The 17179-nt window shown below is 35.6% G+C and carries 17 protein-coding genes and 1 tRNA gene; 11 read left to right on the top strand and 7 right to left on the bottom strand.

What is annotated here, in order from left to right; all coding sequences use genetic code 11:
• Window positions 1-93: 93 nt before the first annotated feature.
• Both GOQ17_RS16405 and GOQ17_RS10070 read left to right on the top strand, forming a co-directional pair.
• Entirely contained in the window at window positions 94-909 is an 816-nt protein-coding gene (locus GOQ17_RS16405) for a RagB/SusD family nutrient uptake outer membrane protein (protein WP_159637231.1), read from the top strand.
• Window positions 910-1012: 103 nt separating this feature from the next.
• Window positions 1013-1084: transfer RNA gene (locus GOQ17_RS10070), tRNA-Glu, on the top strand.
• Between the two features lie 30 nt (window positions 1085-1114).
• Here GOQ17_RS10070 and GOQ17_RS10065 read toward each other — a convergent pair.
• The 4 genes from GOQ17_RS10065 to GOQ17_RS10050 form a co-directional block, all read right to left on the bottom strand.
• A complete protein-coding gene (locus tag GOQ17_RS10065; RefSeq protein WP_159637230.1) occupies window positions 1115-1861 on the bottom strand; it encodes a dienelactone hydrolase family protein in 747 nt (248 codons plus the stop codon).
• Window positions 1862-2018: 157 nt separating this feature from the next.
• Window positions 2019-2921, bottom strand: a complete 903-nt coding sequence (gene miaA / locus GOQ17_RS10060; protein ID WP_201288598.1) for a tRNA (adenosine(37)-N6)-dimethylallyltransferase MiaA — start codon at window positions 2919-2921, stop codon at window positions 2019-2021.
• Complete coding sequence (locus GOQ17_RS10055; RefSeq protein ID WP_159637229.1) at window positions 2918-4090, bottom strand: Gfo/Idh/MocA family protein; 1173 nt, start codon at window positions 4088-4090, stop codon at window positions 2918-2920. The genes miaA and GOQ17_RS10055 overlap by 4 nt, the downstream gene beginning before the upstream one ends.
• A 45-nt stretch (window positions 4091-4135) precedes the next feature.
• Window positions 4136-4879 carry a hypothetical protein gene (locus GOQ17_RS10050; protein ID WP_159637228.1) on the bottom strand — a complete coding sequence of 248 codons (744 nt, stop codon included), beginning with the start codon at window positions 4877-4879 and terminating at the stop codon, window positions 4136-4138.
• Between the two features lie 77 nt (window positions 4880-4956).
• Here GOQ17_RS10050 and def point away from each other — a divergent pair, with 77 nt between their 5' ends.
• Window positions 4957-5544: a peptide deformylase gene (gene def, locus GOQ17_RS10045; protein WP_159637227.1), complete on the top strand. Its 588-nt coding sequence runs from the start codon at window positions 4957-4959 to the stop codon at window positions 5542-5544.
• Window positions 5545-5581: 37 nt separating this feature from the next.
• On the opposite strand, the gene GOQ17_RS10040 is transcribed toward def, so the two are convergent.
• Entirely contained in the window at window positions 5582-6637 is a 1056-nt protein-coding gene (locus GOQ17_RS10040; RefSeq protein WP_159637226.1) for a sugar phosphate isomerase/epimerase family protein, read from the bottom strand.
• Between the two features lie 136 nt (window positions 6638-6773).
• Entirely contained in the window at window positions 6774-7994 is a 1221-nt protein-coding gene (locus GOQ17_RS10035; RefSeq protein WP_159637225.1) for a glycosyltransferase, read from the bottom strand.
• Between the two features lie 79 nt (window positions 7995-8073).
• Between GOQ17_RS10035 and GOQ17_RS10030 the strand changes: the two genes are divergently transcribed.
• The 5 genes from GOQ17_RS10030 (at window position 8074) to GOQ17_RS10010 (ending at window position 13334) form a co-directional block, all read left to right on the top strand.
• The gene (locus GOQ17_RS10030) at window positions 8074-9810 is read left to right on the top strand and encodes a GMC family oxidoreductase (protein ID WP_159637224.1); all 1737 of its coding nucleotides are present in this window, start codon (window positions 8074-8076) and stop codon (window positions 9808-9810) included.
• A 3-nt stretch (window positions 9811-9813) separates the two neighbouring features.
• Window positions 9814-10449: a gluconate 2-dehydrogenase subunit 3 family protein gene (locus tag GOQ17_RS10025; protein WP_159637223.1), complete on the top strand. Its 636-nt coding sequence runs from the start codon at window positions 9814-9816 to the stop codon at window positions 10447-10449.
• Window positions 10450-10542: 93 nt separating this feature from the next.
• Window positions 10543-11124 (top strand): MiaE family protein, encoded by a 582-nt coding sequence (locus GOQ17_RS10020; RefSeq protein WP_159637222.1) that lies wholly within the window; start codon window positions 10543-10545, stop codon window positions 11122-11124.
• Between the two features lie 110 nt (window positions 11125-11234).
• Window positions 11235-12269, top strand: coding sequence for an Atu2307/SP_0267 family LLM class monooxygenase (locus GOQ17_RS10015; RefSeq protein WP_159637221.1), 1035 nt, complete (start codon window positions 11235-11237; stop codon window positions 12267-12269).
• Window positions 12270-12476: 207 nt separating this feature from the next.
• Window positions 12477-13334 (top strand): DUF4349 domain-containing protein, encoded by an 858-nt coding sequence (locus GOQ17_RS10010; protein WP_159637220.1) that lies wholly within the window; start codon window positions 12477-12479, stop codon window positions 13332-13334.
• A gap of 20 nt (window positions 13335-13354) precedes the next feature.
• Here the strand turns inward: GOQ17_RS10010 and GOQ17_RS10005 are convergent, their stop codons facing one another.
• Window positions 13355-14002, bottom strand: a complete 648-nt coding sequence (locus GOQ17_RS10005; protein WP_159637218.1) for a hypothetical protein — start codon at window positions 14000-14002, stop codon at window positions 13355-13357.
• A gap of 130 nt (window positions 14003-14132) precedes the next feature.
• Between GOQ17_RS10005 and apaG the strand changes: the two genes are divergently transcribed.
• The 3 genes from apaG (at window position 14133) to GOQ17_RS09990 (ending at window position 17132) form a co-directional block, all read left to right on the top strand.
• The gene (gene apaG / locus GOQ17_RS10000; RefSeq protein WP_159637217.1) at window positions 14133-14519 is read left to right on the top strand and encodes a Co2+/Mg2+ efflux facilitator ApaG/CorD; all 387 of its coding nucleotides are present in this window, start codon (window positions 14133-14135) and stop codon (window positions 14517-14519) included.
• An 85-nt stretch (window positions 14520-14604) separates the two neighbouring features.
• On the top strand, window positions 14605-15270 hold the full coding sequence (locus GOQ17_RS09995; RefSeq protein WP_159637216.1) for an NAD-dependent epimerase/dehydratase family protein: 666 nt from the start codon (window positions 14605-14607) through the stop codon (window positions 15268-15270).
• Window positions 15267-17132 carry an ABC-F family ATP-binding cassette domain-containing protein gene (locus GOQ17_RS09990; RefSeq protein ID WP_159637215.1) on the top strand — a complete coding sequence of 622 codons (1866 nt, stop codon included), beginning with the start codon at window positions 15267-15269 and terminating at the stop codon, window positions 17130-17132. Before GOQ17_RS09995 ends, GOQ17_RS09990 begins: the two co-directional genes overlap by 4 nt.
• Window positions 17133-17179 lie beyond the last annotated feature (47 nt).

Below are 17179 nucleotides of genomic sequence, written 5' to 3'. Positions count from 1 at the left end.
TGGACACTAGAGAGATTATTACAAGAGATTGGAATCTAGTACGTGAAGGTACCCGAATGACGACAGAATTCGGCCTTTTTTTAAAGAAGATATTTGGATAACCATCCTGTAAGTGCTCAGCTAGTAGGTCTGTTCTTTCAGATGGATGGCAAGCAGTTGCAAGATCAATATAAGAATCATCTGAGCGATTACCACGATTGGGATCAAAAATCGCATGCAGAGAATTGGATACTATTTCAACAGAATATAGCTGAACACTTAAGTATTGATGAGACTAGTTTTAGTAATGGTGAACTTTATACTATCGTAAGTAGTAAATCTGCAAAAGGTAAGAAAGGAACTCTTGTAGCTACTATTAAGGGGACAAAAGCAGAAGATATCATTGCCGTGTTAGAACGAATTCCTCTTCGTACAAGAAACAAGGTTAAAGAGGTGACCATGGATATGGCTCCTAATATGGCTAAGGCTATTCGACGATGTTTCAGGAATGCTAGGCGAGTAATAGATCGTTTTCATGTTCAAAAGCTAGCATACGATGCTGCTGATGTTCCAGAGATCCGTTTGACAGAGATCTATTATATGTTGGCAGAGTGTGAATATAGATTAGGCAATAGCACTGAAGCCGCTAAAATAATCAACACTGTAAGAAAGAGAAATTTTGAAGATGACATAGATCCAAATCCGGTTACAGTAGCTAACCTTATGGAGGATAGATTTTTAAATGAATGGAGTATTGAGTTTCTTGGGGAAGGTAGACGTCGTTCAGACTTAATTCGCTGGGGAGTATTCACCGATGGTGAATGGTGGGATCATGCGCCATCGAAGTCAAAACACTTAAATAGATTCCCTATTCCAAATGGTGCTATTTCAGGCAATAATAAGCTTATTCAAAATCCAGGTTATAATTAAGAGCGCTCCGCTCGAATGGGGAATGAATTTCATTCCCCATTTTTTATAATAAATTTGGAAATTACAATTTAGACTTCTATTTTTGCATCACTTCAGAAATGATGGCCCGTTCGTCTAGGGGTTAGGACGCCAGATTTTCATTCTGGAAACAGGGGTTCGATTCCCCTACGGGCTACGAAAAGCGACTTCAAAAGAGTCGCTTATGTTATTTTAAAACCTCTTCCAAGAAAATTAGTAAATGATTCCAAGCACGTGTCGCCATTATCGGGTTATAATCATTGGAGGCTGGATTTGTAAAGGTATGACCACTATTGGCATAAGTAATAATTTGATAATCCGCTTGTCCTTCTTTCAATTCCTTTTCTAAATTATCATAATCTGCTTTACTCACCGATTTATCCTCAGCAGGATGCTGTACCAGCACTTTTGTTTTGATAGATAAATTAGGGCGCTCTACCGCCTTTGACAATCCACCATGAACACAGACCACTCCCACTACGTCAAAACCAGCTCTTGCTACTTCCAAAGCTCCTGTGCCACCAAAACAATAACCGATTACTGCAATTTTGGTATGATCCACACCCTCCTTTTTAAATGCACTTAAAGCCAAATCGATGCGATGCTGATAAGCCTTGTAATCCGATTTAAATTGTCCTGCAAGTGTTCCCGCAGCTACATTATCCGCGGGAATGTTTCCTTCGCCATAGATATCTGCAATAAACACATCATACCCAGCTTTATTTAATTTAACAGCAGCATCTTTTGCTTCTTGATCAATTCCTTTCCAAGCAGGAAGAATTAACACTCCAGCCCTTTTCTCAGGCGAAGAGGATAGTAGAGCTAACGCTTTAAGCTTTTGCTTTTCATCGTGATAAACAACTTCTTTAAAAGTTTGACTCCATCCGTGTGTTAAATCTATTACGATAAATAATATTGTAAGCAGATTTCTCATAAAGTATAGAATTGGTAATCTCTAATCTACAACATATCAAATAGAAAAATTGTTCTTATTAAATGACAACCACTTCAATTAGTTTACTTAATTACCTAGTACAATGATGCTTGCTAAGGTGTAAGCCTATACAAGAAGCTAATTCAAATTTCACTAACTAAATCCATTCAATCTCGACACCATCCTTCTCCATTTTACGGAAATAGGTCATTTGTCGTTTGGCATAACGATGGATTTCTGTTTCCAATTTGTTGATAAAATCTTTATAAGAAAGCTGACCTTTGAGATAATAAGAAATGTACTTGTACTCCAATCCATAATATTCAAGTTCCTCGTGAGATAATCCCATATTTAGTAAGCCTTCTACTTCTTCTATCATTCCTTCTTCTAGGCGTTGATTAAGTCTTTTAGTTATACGTTCTCTACGAACTTCCAATGGAGGATTTAACCCTAGGGTTTTGTAACGATATGATTTTGTTATATTTAAATTAAAGTCTGGATTTTGATCTAAAAATCTACATATTTCTATAGCGCGTACGATTCGCTTTCGAGAAGAAAAATCAATTTTAAAATCTACAGGTGGAGACATTCTTTCTAGAATTCCTTGAAGTTCTTCTTTTGAAAGAAGCTCCAGTTCTAATCTCCAACTCTGATTAACAGGAATCTGTGAATAAGGCTGTGTTTGAAGGAGACTTTGAATATAAAAACCAGTTCCACCACAAACTATCACACGCCTACCTCGATTAATAATATCCCAATAGGCTTCTTCAAAATCTCGTAAAAAAAAATCAATATTATACCTATCGCCAGGATTTAGAATATCGATCAAATGATAAGGAACATCTTGGTATTCAGACAAATCCTTACCTGTACCAATATTCATGTGTCGATATACTTGTCTGGAATCAGCCGAAATGATTTCAGCATTAAGGGATTTTGCGAGTTTTACGGCAAATTTGGTTTTGCCGCTTGCGGTGGGTCCGAGAATAATTAACAAATCTTCAGGAAGAAATTGAGCATCTTCCTGAAGATGAGCTATAATGTTTTGAGCATTTATCACGCCTCAAATTTAGTCCATTTTTCGTTACTTTCGTTGCTTTTTACAACAGTATCAATAAATGCCATACCTCTTACTCCATCCGCTACAGTAGGGAAATCCAACTGTTCAGGTGTAGGAGTTAGTCCTTCACGTTTAGCTGAAACTGTCAACGCAAAATTACGGTAGATATTAGCAAATGACTCTAACAAACCCTCTGGGTGACCCGCAGGGATACGTGTATTATGTTTAGCGAAAGAACTTAAAGCATAAGGTTCGCTATAGTTATTTCCTGTACGATACAATTGACGAGGAATATCCAACATTTTAACAATTAAGTTATTAGGATCTTCGTTTGCCCATTCAAGACCTCCTTTTTCACCATATACACGGATACGTACTGCATTTTCCTCTCCCGCCGAAATTTGTGATGCCATCAATACGCCTTTAGCGCCATCTTCAAATCGCAATAAGACAGATCCGTCATCATCTAACAAACGTCCTTCTACAAACGTAGTCAAATCTGCACAAACCTCTTTTATGCGCAATCCAGTTACATATTCCGCCAAATGCGCGGCATGTGTACCAATATCACCCATCACAAGTGATTTACCCGATCGCTTTGGGTCAGCACGCCATGCAGCTCCCGCATTACCTTCACGTTCTGATAGACGGCTCAACCACCCTTGCGGATATTCAACTACGACTTTACGAATCTTACCAAAATGCCCATCAGCAATCATCGCTTTAGCCTGTTTTACCATCGGATATCCTGAATAAGTATGTGTTAAACATAATGTACGACCAGTCTTTCCTACAATTTCTTGTAACGATTTTGCTTCTTCTAAAGAAACTGTAATCGGTTTTTCAACGACAACATCAAAACCAGCTTCCATAGCTAATTTTGCTGGCTCATAATGTAAAAAGTTAGGTGTTACAATGGTCAAAAAATCCATTCTTTCACCTTCAGGAAGTTGAGCCTCTTTTTCAATCATCGTTTGGTAATCAGGATAAATTCTATCTTCCGACACGAATAAATCACGACCTGATTGTATAGAAATTTCTTGGTTTACACTAAAAGCTCCACAAACCAACTCAATTTTGCCGTCCATGAATGCTGCGATACGGTGTACTGCTCCGATGAAGGCATCATTTCCTCCACCAACCATACCCATGCGTAGTTTTCTTTTCATTATTTACTTCGTTTATATTGATTTTTCTAATTTAACAAAAACTTATCAGAGATAAAGTTTCATTTTAAAGCTTCCTCTATTTGTTACAATATAATCGTATTTTTCTTTGTTATCCAAATACGTTAATCTTTTGCCATTTTTTATATAAAAATGATTAGGTTCTGTCGTTCCTTCACTTACAAAACCTATTTTTTGTAATGACACCCCCTGACTCCAATCACGGTCAGAATAAGTCATAATATCGTTTGGTTTGAAATCCTTTATAAATGCCTTTAACAATTTTGATATACCACCAATCACCAAATAATCTGCTTTATGACAAAATCGGAGCAATTCAAAGGAGCGAAATTCTTCATGTATCTCGCGCATAATTCGCCCGCCACTAAAAACCGCAACACTAACTAACTCCCCGTCGTGGAAAAGGCCGTATCTATATTTTCCTTTCAATGGCATATTTAAATGGTACTCATCCAAAAATTCGGATACCACTTGCTTATCTACTCGGGCAACGACAGTGTGTCGGGCATAGAGGCGTTCTCCTTTTCCAAACAATCCACGCAAACGTTGCAATACTTTTTTATATGAATTATTCAGAATATCAATATCCAAATGAACTGTTTTCTTGTGCAATTCATCCTCAATTCGGACAGAATTTGGCAGATATATCAGTAAAAGGATTTCGGTAGTATCAACGCGAATAACTGTTTCTGATAACACATAATCTAACAACAATTCATCACGCTCTAGGTCTTGAATAAGCTTTTCTACAACCTCTAATCCCTTAAACATATACTAAAATACAAAAAAAATTGAACGACATCTTATTATAAATAATTGGTAACTTTGCCACCTGAATATATTTAAGAATGAAATTACCTATAGTAGCATACGGAGATCCGGTACTGAGAAAAAAGGCAGAAGAGATAGATGAGGATTATCCAAATTTGAAAGAATTGATTGACAACATGTTCGAAACGATGTACGCAGCTCGTGGTGTCGGGTTGGCGGCACCTCAAGTGGGGCTTCCTATTAGATTATTTGTTGTTGATGGTTCTCCTTTTGGAGAAGATGATGAAGATGGCGAAGGAGATCCAACTGTAAAAGATTTCAAGAAAGTTTTCATTAATCCAATCATAATTGAAGAATCTGGTGAAAAATGGGCATTTAATGAAGGTTGTCTTTCTATTCCAGACGTGACCGAAGATGTACTACGCTATTCTAATGTGTTGATCAATTATTTGGATGAGAATTTTGAAGAACATGAAATTGAATTAACTGGCTTAGCTGCTCGTATCGTACAACATGAATACGATCATATAGAAGGAAAATTATTCGTGGACAAAATAGGACCATTGAAAAAAGCTATGCTTAAAGGCAAGTTAGACGCTATTTCTAAAGGATTAGTCCGTGTAGCATATAAAATGAAATTCCCTTTTCAGAAAAAAGGAAGATAAAAATAATGGCTCACTTTTTAAAGTGAGCCATTATTTTTTAGGATAACCCCAATATTTCCTTATTGAATTTTGCGTCTGCTCCTGTAGAAGCAAAATCATCAAAAGCCTTATCAGTCACACGGATTATATGATCCTGAATAAATTTAGATCCTTCCGTCGCACCATCAATTTGATTTTTTATACAACATTCCCATTCCATCACAGCCCATCCATCGTAGCCATATTGTGTCAATTTGCTAAATATGGTTTTGAAATCAACTTGCCCATCGCCAGGTGAACGATAACGACCTGCACGGTTTAACCACGATTGGTATCCCCCGAATGTTCCTTGTTTACCTGTAGGATTAAATTCTGAATCTTTAACATGGAATGCTTTAATTCGCTCGTGATAAAAATCAATATATTGAATATAATCTAGTTGTTGCAACACAAAATGTGATGGATCGTACAACAAACAAGCTCTTGGGTGATTATTTACCTTTTCCAAAAACATCTCATACGTTACGCCATCGAATAAATCTTCTCCTGGATGAATCTCATAGCACACATCAACACCTGCTTCGTCAAAAGCATTCAAAATAGGTGTCCAACGACGCGCCAATTCAGTAAAAGCTTCATCTACCAAACCATCAGGACGCTGTGGCCAAGGGTGAAAATATTGCCACAATAATGATCCACTGAATGTAGCATGAGCTTTCAAACCTAAATTTTGAGAAGCCTTAGCTGCGTAAATCAATTGTTGCGTAGCCCATTTTGTACGTGCCTTAGGATTATTTCGGTATTGTTCTGGCGCAAATGCGTCGAATAGTTTGTCATAAGCTGGATGCACAGCGACCAATTGACCTTGTAAATGTGTAGACAATTCTGTAATCTCCAAACCTATTTCCTGTAATTTCCCTTTATACTCATCGGCATAAGTTTTACTTTCTGCAGCTTTTTGCAAATCAAAATATTTGGGATCCCCAGTAGGAATTTGTAAGCCGACGAAATCCAAAGATTTTGCCCACTTCGCAATATTTTCTATCGAATTGAATGGCTCTTGATCGGAAATAAATTGTGCTAAAAATATACCCGGTCCTTTAATTGTTTTCATAACTGTAAGTTTACGATTTAAATCTTTTCTAGAATGCTACTAAAAATAAGGTAAAATTTGTTGGTATAAAAATTGTAAGTTAAATGAGTAGTAAAATTCTATTTTTTACTTCTATTCTAACACCAAAGCACAGCAATTACTGTGCTTTCTTATTTTTCTCTTCTATCCAAAGTGACATGTATTTAGTCGCATTCAATTGTTGTTGAAGCAAGATTTCTGCTATAAAATGCTTTTTTCTAATTTCTTGTAAGTTTTCCTTATAGTATTTCACTTTTTCTAACATATCTTTTGAATAGGAAGAGTCTGCTAAGGTAGAATTAAATATTTCAAACCCTGCCCGTTGTCTCTCCTTCCACAGATGTTCATCAGTATAAAGAAGTACACTTTTTTTTATAAATTCCTGTTGATCTTGAACAATATATCCATTCCAATCCGACTCAGTCATGGATTCCGCACCTAATGTATTGGTAATCGAAGGAGTTCCTGAGGCCATAGCATCTACAAATTTCCCTTTCGCTCCTGCGCCAAAAGGTATAGGAGCAATCATTAATCGATATTGAGAAATCGTTGAACGCGCATCCTCTGCTCGACCTTTGATTATAAAACGCTCTTTTGGATTATGCAATTGCATTACTTTTTCAGAGGCATAAGCACCATATATATGCAACTCAGCTTCAGGACATTTCTTACGAAGTATAGGCCAAATCTCTTTTTTCAAGACCTCTACTGTTCTAAAGTTTGGCTCATGAATAAAATTACCAATAAACATAAAGTCCTTCCTGTTAGGAAACTTTGGTAATATTTCAATTTGTTCCTCATTTAATGCTTCTTCTTGAAAAGGAATGTAGCACAACTTTTCGACAGGAATATTAAAATCCTCTTGCAGTATATGCATTTCTGTATTTGAAATTATTAAAGACAAATCCGATCGTAAAATGGAAGCTAACTCACGCTTTGCAGTTGCTGAATAATAATCTACTTCTACCTTTTTCTTATATGCTTCTTGACGAGCCAAACGAACAAAGTGCAAATCCTCTGTATCCAAAATACGTAATGCATCAGGGCAATTCTCGGCTATTCGCCATCCATATTGTTCCTCTACTATGAAACGATCGAACACAACAATATCAGGTAATAAATTTTTTACATAATCATCAAATGACGAATCGTTCAAAAAAATAGATTTTTCTTTAACCCCAAGTGAAGACAAATCTGCACTGTGAATTGACTTTAATGCAGCAGAAGCGAAGTTAACTTCACCTATTTTGCTAAAACATTTTACCAAGTGCAAAATACGCCATCCTGCCGCTGATGAGGTTGGCTCTGGCCAAACCAATCCGATGAATAATATTTTCAAAACTGAGGCTTTACTTAATGAAATTTTTATATATATTTATTTACTCATACAAAAGTATTATAAATTATAAACCAAATTAATGTCTACGTTTCAAATAATAGAAGAGTCTACAGTATATGATGCGGTAGTGGTCGGATCTGGTGCTGGAGGCGGCATGGCTGGCTATATTTTAGCTAATGCTGGACTTAAAGTGTTAATGCTTGAAGCGGGTCCTTTCTTTGACCCTGCTAAAGATGCTTTACAGATGCGATGGCCTTGGGAATCTCCACGAAGAGGAGCAAGTACCACACGTCACTTTGGAGATTTTGATGCCGCATTTGGTGGTTGGCAGTTAGAAGGAGAGCCTTATACTCATGAAAAAGGCACTGAATTCGACTGGTTCAGATCACGTATGTTAGGCGGAAGAACCAATCACTGGGGACGCATATCGTTGCGCATGGGGCCTGATGATTTTAAGCCAAAAGATGGCTTAACGGATGAATGGCCGATCACATATGATGAAGTAAAACCATTTTATGATCGTATAGATCGCATGATTGGTATATATGGTACTGTAGAAGGCATCCATAATGAACCCGATGGAATTTACTTAAAACCACCAAAACCTAGATTAAACGAACTTTACATTCGTAAGGCAGGACAAAAAGCTGGTGTTCCAGTTATTGCTGGTCGTGGATCCGTATTAACAGAAGCTTTACCTGGTAATAAAGACAGAGGAATCTGTTTTTACTGTGGTCAATGTAATAGATCATGTAAAGTATACGGTGATTTTTCGTCCTCATCATGTTTGGTTATTCCGGCTATGAAAACTGGAAATCTAACAGTAATAGATAATGCCATGGTGCGTGAAGTATTGACGAATGATGAAGGGTTGGCAACAGGAGTCTCTTATGTAAATACCAAAGACATGAAAGAATATTCTGTAAAAGGTAAGACAGTTATTTTAGGCGCTTCTGCTTGCGAAAGTGCACGCTTAATGCTCAATTCAAAATCTGCCTCACACCCTGGTGGTATTGGAAATAGTTCAGGTCTCGTTGGGAAATACCTTCATGATTCTACAGGTGCTGGATTAGGCGGATTTTTACCCCAGCTATTAGATCGAAAAAGATACAATGAAGATGGTGTAGGTTCCGTTCATATTTATTCACCGTGGTGGCAAGGAGACAAGAAACTAGACTTTGCTCGTGGATACCATATTGAATATTGGGGTGGAATGGGGATGCCTAGTTTTGGTTCATTCCATGGAATTCAAAATTATAATCATCTAGTACCTAAAGCTGATGGAACGAGTAGCGAAAGTGGCGGATACGGAGCAGCTTTGAAACAAGACTATAAGCGTTTTTATGGCGCTTCTGTAGGCATGGATGGTCGTGGTACTGCAATAGCTAGAAAAGAAAACTATTGTGAAATAGACCCTAATAAAGTAGATAAATTTGGTATTCCTGTATTGAAGTTTAACTACAAATGGTCTAATGAAGAAGTTTTACAAGCAAAACATATGATGGAAACATTCCAAGAAATCATGCATAATATGGGCGCTATTATCACTTCTGCTATTCCAGGAGCAGATACGAAGTATGGACTAGAAACTCCAGGAAAAATTATTCATGAAGGAGGTACGACGCGTATGGGTAACGATCCTAAGACTTCTGTTTTGAATAAATGGGGACAAGCACATGATTGCAAAAATCTTTATGTAGTAGATGCTGGTCCATTTGTTCAACAAGGAGACAAAAACTTGACTTGGACAATCCTTGCATTATCCATGCGAACTTCAGAATACATATTACAGGAAAAAAATAAATTAAATAGCTAAAAAATGAATAGAAGAGATTCATTAAAAGCCTTAGGACTAATTGCAGCAGGGTCTGCTGCAGTATTATCCACCAATTCTTGTGACAGCAAAACAGGAAATTCTACTGCAACTGTAGATACAAACGATAAGCTTCCTGGGGTACAAGACTTTGAATACGAAAGAACGAAAAAACTTCAAGAAGAGGTTTATTTCGATAACCATGAAATGGCGACAATAGCTGTATTGGCTGATATTATTATACCAAAAGATGATAATTCTCCTTCCGCTACAGAAGTCGGTGTTCCAGACTTTATTGAGTTTATTGTAAAAGATCTTCCTACCTATAAGTTACCAATGCGTGGAGGTTTGAAGTGGCTTGATATTCATGCGCAAAAAAGATTCAAAAATGTATTTATTAAATGTAGCGATCAAGAAATGATCTCTATAGTAGACGAAATAGCCTATCCAAAGAAAGCAAAACCAGAAGTTTCACAAGGTGTAAGTTTTTTCAATACTATGCGTGATTTAACAGCTTCAGGATATTATACCACGAAAGAAGGTATTACAGAAATGGGTTACGTAGGCAATAGACCAGGCGTTTGGACAGGCGTTCCAGAAGACATTTGGAAGGTACATGGGTTTGCTTCCAATGAAGGATAAAGTTTATTAACACAAACATAAATGGCCAATAGGAAATCAACCTATTGGCTTTTTCATATGACTATTTTGTATTTTTGTAAAAAAGGATAAAATATGCTTGGTTTAAAATTATTGACAGATCCTAGATGGGCTAATATTGCAGAATCTAATTTAGAAGAAATTCTTTCGGATCACGCATGGTGTGAACAGAAAGCCGCTTCTAATGCTATAACTTTAATTACTCAAAACCCAGAATTGGAGGATTTAGTACATGAGTTGACTGCTATTGCTATTGAAGAAATGGAACATTTTAAAATGGTAATTGATATCATCAAAGAAAGAGGATATACTTTAGCAAGAGAGCGTAAAGATGATTATGTAGGACAATTGATGAAATTCTCAAAAAAAGATGGCTCTCGTAATCAAGCTTTTATTGACAGATTATTGTTTGCAGCCATGATAGAAGCACGTAGTTGTGAACGCTTTCGGGTATTGACCAAAAACATTAAGGATGAAGAGTTAGCTAAATTCTACTACGATCTTATGGTCTCTGAAGCTAATCACTATACTACATTCTTAAACTTTGCTCGCAAATACGCTGTGGATGTCGATGTAGAAAAACGTTGGCAAGAATGGTTAGACTTTGAAGGTCAATTGATTCAATCCTACGGCACAAAAGAATATATTCATGGTTAAAACCAAAAAAGCACCCAAGTTGGTGCTTTTTTACTATATTTCTTAACCTATATTAAGAAATTACGAAGCATAAGCGCTTAATTTTGTTTCATTAAGAAAGGAGAACTATTATGTTAGAATTAGGAGTTGGAATGTTTGGCGATTTGCAAATTGATCCTATCACTGGAAAAATTCAATCTGCACAACAACGACTACAAGAAATAATTGAAGAAGTAAAGCTAATGGATGAAGTTGGTTTAGATTTCTTCGGAATGGGCGAGCATCACCGCGAGGATTATGCTGTAGCCTCTCCCGAAATTATCTTAGCTGCTGCAGCTTCTGTTACTAAAAATATAAAATTAGGTTCTGCGGTATCTGTCATTAGTTCGACAGATCCAGTAAAATTATATAAAGACTTTGCAACCGTTGATTTGATTTCTGGAGGTAGAGCCGAAATCATGGCTGGACGAGGTTCTTTCATTGAATCGTTTCCTGTTTTTGGTTACGATTTACAGAATTATAGCGAGCTTTTCGAAGAAAAACTTGATTTATTATTGAAATTACGTTCAAATCCTACCATCAATTGGACAGGCAAATTCAGAAAATCTTTGATAAATCAAGATATATTTCCTCGCGCTACTGAAAATGGCTTACCGGTTTGGATTGCTGTCGGAGGTACTACTTCATCGGTAATCAGAGCAGGAAAATTAGGCTTACCTGTTATGTTTGCTATAATTGGAGGCGCTTGGGAACAGTTTCAACCTTTGTTTGAAATGTACAAACAAGCTTACGAAGATAATGGCCATGATATGTCTAAATTTCAAGTTGGAGTACACATGCATGCATTTTTTGGGGAAGATACGAAAGCCATCGCAGACAGCTACTACCCTATCTATTCGGCACAAATGAATCGCATTGGCGCATCAAGAGGTTGGCCACCATACCAACGTTCGCAATATGATTTTGGACGTTCTTCATTAGGACATTTAATCGTAAGCGATGCAAATCAAGCCGTAGAAAAAATATTAGCTATACAAGAAAAATTTGGTTTGACGCGTTTTTCAGCACATATGGATGTGGGCAGTCCTGACCATAAAGATATGATGAAATCAATCGAAATTTTTGGTACGAAAATAGCCCCTAAAGTTAGAGAAGCTACAAAATAAATCTTTACACAAACAATCAATACTTAGGCTATTCATTAAATTGAGTAGCCTTTTTTGTTGATATACATCTAATTAAAGGCGTCATTTTGATCATCAGTTGGTATCTAAACAGTCAAAAATTTCCTATTCTATAATAGTGCTATAAATTTATTAACTTTCAATTATGGAATAATAATAAATTCCGCATCCTTGTTTTAAAATCATATTATGAAAAGAATAAACAAATCCATATTCCTAGCCGCCCTCCTGCTATGGGGATGTAATAATTCTGAACAAAATATTACAACAGCAGAAATAGTTTCTGATCAAGCAGTAGTTGATTATGGAAGTAGTGAATCAAAAATGGCTTCAGCGCCAGCTGAACAAGCAGAAACAAACACTACTGAAGTCACAAACTCTCTTCAGAAAAAGAAAATTATTCGTAGTGGAAGTATTTCCGTCGAAACACAAGACATCAAAAAAGCCAAAGAAACCATTGATGCATTATTACATTCTTTCAATGGATACTACGAAGAGGAAAATACATCGGCTGGTTCGACATATACGAATTATACACTCAAATTAAGAATACCAGCTCAAAGCTTTGAGAATTTCATTAAAAAATTAGAATCAGGAAATGACAAAATCACGGATAAATCGATTCAATCCGAAGATATTTCTATTCAGTATTATGATGTCGAATCTAGACTCAAAAGCAAAAGAACTTACCTCGAACAATACCAAAACATGGTAAAATCGGCAAAAAATGTTAAAGATTTACTCGAAATACAAGAGCAAATACGCCAATTGCAAGAAGATATTGAGAGTAGCGAATCCTTGCTCCGTAATCTATCTGGACAAGTATCTTACAGCACACTTTCTGTGAATTTATATCACGCTAATCCAAGCTCTTCTGCTTATTCAGTTTCTTTCTTTAGTAAGATAAAAGATGCCCTAGTCACAGGTTGGAACTTGATAGAAATTATATTTTTAGGAATAGTAACTATTTGGCCAATTATAATTGCTGTTGGATTATTAATTTTTGGATGGAAAAGGTATAAAAGAAACAAGGAGAAGAGAAATTAGTTTCCTTTCTCCTATTCCATTTACTTCAAACCAGAAAAATCCAATTCTTTCTGAATTTCTGACAATTCTTCATACGTATAACCGTTTCCTTTTAACGTAACAACAAAACGCTTATTTTCTATCCATTGAATTTCTGAATTAACAGATTCGCCATATTTATTTTGTTTTACTAATGCTTTTGAATCTTTATAATTCACCATTTTTTCGAAACCATTTTCCGTTTCCTTCTCTACATCAGCATTAAAACTCATATAAAGAAGCGATAACATTGCGCTTGCTGCTTCTCCAGCGCCGTCATAGATATCTACCGAAAAATTCTTTTCAGAATCTTCAAGATTATAGGAAGCACTTCCAGAAGAAACCCCCATCGCAGACAGCTCACCAGCAGCATAGCTTTTACGCTTAAGGCCATTTATTTGGTCTGGTAAAACAGATTTCAAATCCTCATTAGAAACTGGAGTTAATGATTTTAATTCATTCATTCGCTTTTCCATTTCTTTGGCATACTCCTCGTATTTAGAGAGGTTTTTGACAGCAGAGGTCGCTGTTGAAATTTTATCCATTAAGCCTGGGTCCTTTTCTTCTTGCTTCTCGCTATTACTTCCTCCGCATGATAGCATTAAAACAGATGCAACGAAAAGACTTAAAGGTTTAAAAACATTTTTCATAATTTAAGTGTTTAAAAATCAATTATTAAAAATAACATTTTTTTAATTAATAGAATAAACTTAAAAACATAATGCCTTTCAAAAACATTATGAATATTAATGCTTTGTTGTTAACTTTGAGCTAATTAGTATGATTACACTATCTACATCAGGCGTCACTATCTCAGTGGAATGCGAGTATCAACCAGAATACTCCAACCCCGAAAACATGCATTATATGTTTGCATATCGTATCACGATAGAAAATACCTCTGATTATACCATTCAGCTTATGAGCAGACATTGGGATATATTTGATTCTATTGGCGAAAATAAACAAGTGGATGGAGAAGGAGTCGTGGGTAAACAACCTGTTTTACATGCAGGCGAATCACATCAATATGTATCTGGATGTAATCTTAAAAGCGAAATGGGTTACATGGAAGGATATTATACTATGATTCGTGAGCTAGACGACCATACTTTTGATGTCAAAATACCTCGATTCAATCTAATAGCTGGTTTCAAACTGAATTAACAGCCCTTTGTCATAAACCCTATGACTATTATAGTTTTTTAACACACAAAATCTATTATTTGCGTATTTTTGTATTTGGAATATTATGTCTAATACAAAATATAAGGCTTTAGTTTTGGGTTCTACAGGACTCATAGGAAATGAAACACTCCATTTATTGTTGAATAACAATAAATATGAGGTCGTGTATGCTATTTCTAGAAAAGAATTAGACATTGAAAACGAAAAGTTAGTTAATATTATTGCTGATTTTGATACAATAGATACCAAATTAAAAGATGTTCATATCGATCATTTTTATTGTTGTATAGGCAGTACTAAATCAAAAACTCCAATCAAAGCGGATTATTACAAAATTGATTTAGAATATCCAGAAAAAGTAGCTACGATATTATTCCAAAATGGATGTAATACCATTTGCTTAGTCAGTAGCATAGGTGCAGATACTGCTTCAAATAATTTTTACCTTAGACTAAAAGGTGACGTTGAAAATGTTATAACTAATATAGGTTTTGAATCAACGCATATTTTTAGGCCTTCGCTCCTATTAGGGGCTCGTCGTGATTTTAGACTTTTAGAACGAATAGGTCAGGTAATCTATCCTATTGTCGATACATTATTTGTCGGTAAATTAAAAGATTATAAAGGCATAAAAGCAAGTATTGTAGCATCTGCTATGATAAATTCAGCTTTAAAAAACAATAAAGGAGTACATATATACCAAACCCAACAAATAAAAGAATTAGCGTGAGTATTATTAGCACAGAACAAGTTGGTCATTCTTTCAATGACAAGTGGCTATTTAAAGATTTACATTTTGGCTTACAAAAAGGAGATAGAGTAGCATTGGTCGGAATTAACGGAACAGGTAAATCTACTTTATTGAAAATCTTAGCCGAGCTTTTCCCTCCTCAACAGGGTAAAGTAGTCAAAGAAAAAGGAATTAGAATAGGTTATTTACCTCAAGATCCTGATTTCACCGGCCTAAATACTATAAACGATTTTATATTCTCTAATGATAATGAGCAGCAGCTATTAATCAAAGAATATGAAGAAATCGTGGAGTCGGAAATTATGGACGAGAAAAAACTCGCTGATATCATGGACCGTATGACTGCGCTCGATGCGTGGGAATACGAAAATGACATTAAAACTATTTTAAATAGATTGTCAATATCCAATTTTGATCAGAAAATTGATAGTTTATCTGGAGGTCAAAAAAAGAGACTTTCACTTGCTAAATTATTAATTGATGAGGCTGATGTATATATTTTAGATGAGCCGACAAACCATTTAGATATTGAGACAATTGAATGGTTAGAGAAACTCTTGACGACAGGCCAAAAAACTGTATTAGTTGTTTCTCACGACAGATACTTTTTAGATAATATCTGTACTGAAATTAGAGAATTAGACAAAGGTAAACTTTATTCATACAAAGGAAATTACGGGTACTTTTTAGAAAAGAAAGCTGAGCGGGAATATAATGATGTCCTCTCAGCAGAAAAAGCTAGAAATTTATTACGCACCGAATTAGAATGGATGCGTCGTCAGCCAAAAGCACGAGGCACGAAATCAAAATCAAGAATTGACTCTTTTTACGAATTGGAAGAAAAGTCAAAAGGTCCTCGTTCTCAAGAAAAAGTTCAATTAAGTGTCAAAGTATCCAGACAAGGGAACAAAATACTTGAACTTGAGAATGTAAGTAAATCATTCAAGAACAAAACTGTCATTGAAAATTTCTCTTACATCTTTAAGAAAGGAGATAGAATCGGTCTTACTGGAAAAAACGGAACAGGAAAAAGTACTTTTTTAAATTTAATAACACAAACAATTCCTCAAGACTCAGGAATAATTAGTATTGGTGAAACAACAAAATACGGTTATTACAAACAAGGTGGTTTAGAATTTAGTGAGGGTGAACGGGTATTAGATGTCGTTAAAAATATAGCAGATTATATTCAAATGGCTAATGGAGATACTTTAACTGCATCTCAACTTTTAACGCTTTTCCTTTTCCCGCCTGAAAAACAATTTGGGTTAGTATCTAAATTAAGTGGAGGTGAACGCAAAAGATTACAGCTAATGCGTGTGCTTATGGCAAACCCTAATTTTTTAATATTAGACGAGCCTTCTAATGACTTGGATATTGACACACTTAATGTATTAGAAGATTTCTTAGTAAACTTTCCGGGCATCTTAATTTTGGTATCTCACGACAGGTATCTTATTGACAAACTAACAGAACAGTTATTCATTTTTAATGGAAGCGGAAAAGTAACAATTTATAATGGAAACTATGCTGATTATAAATTTGAAGAGGAAGAAAGAATCAAAGAAGAAAAGTTATTAGAGAAGAAACTTAAAGCGAATCCTACTCCTACTCCAATTGAAAGCGACAAAAAAAAGCTATCATACAAAGAGAAAATCGAGTACGAAGAATTAGAAAGTAAAATTTCAATTCTTGAAGAAACGATAAAAGAAAAAACAACACTACTTAACAGCGCTTCTGATCACACATTATTATCAAGCTTATCTCAAGAAATCGAAGAGCTTCAAAAACAAGTTGATCAAAAGTCTGAACGTTGGTTAGAATTAGGGGAATACTTATAACGTTTCACGTGAAACATAAAAAATAAAACAGCGTGTTTCACGTGAAA

This window comes from Sphingobacterium composti, from assembly GCF_009829075.1.
Taxonomy (GTDB): domain Bacteria; phylum Bacteroidota; class Bacteroidia; order Sphingobacteriales; family Sphingobacteriaceae; genus Sphingobacterium; species Sphingobacterium composti.
This window is presented reverse-complemented; position numbering and strand designations above follow the sequence as displayed.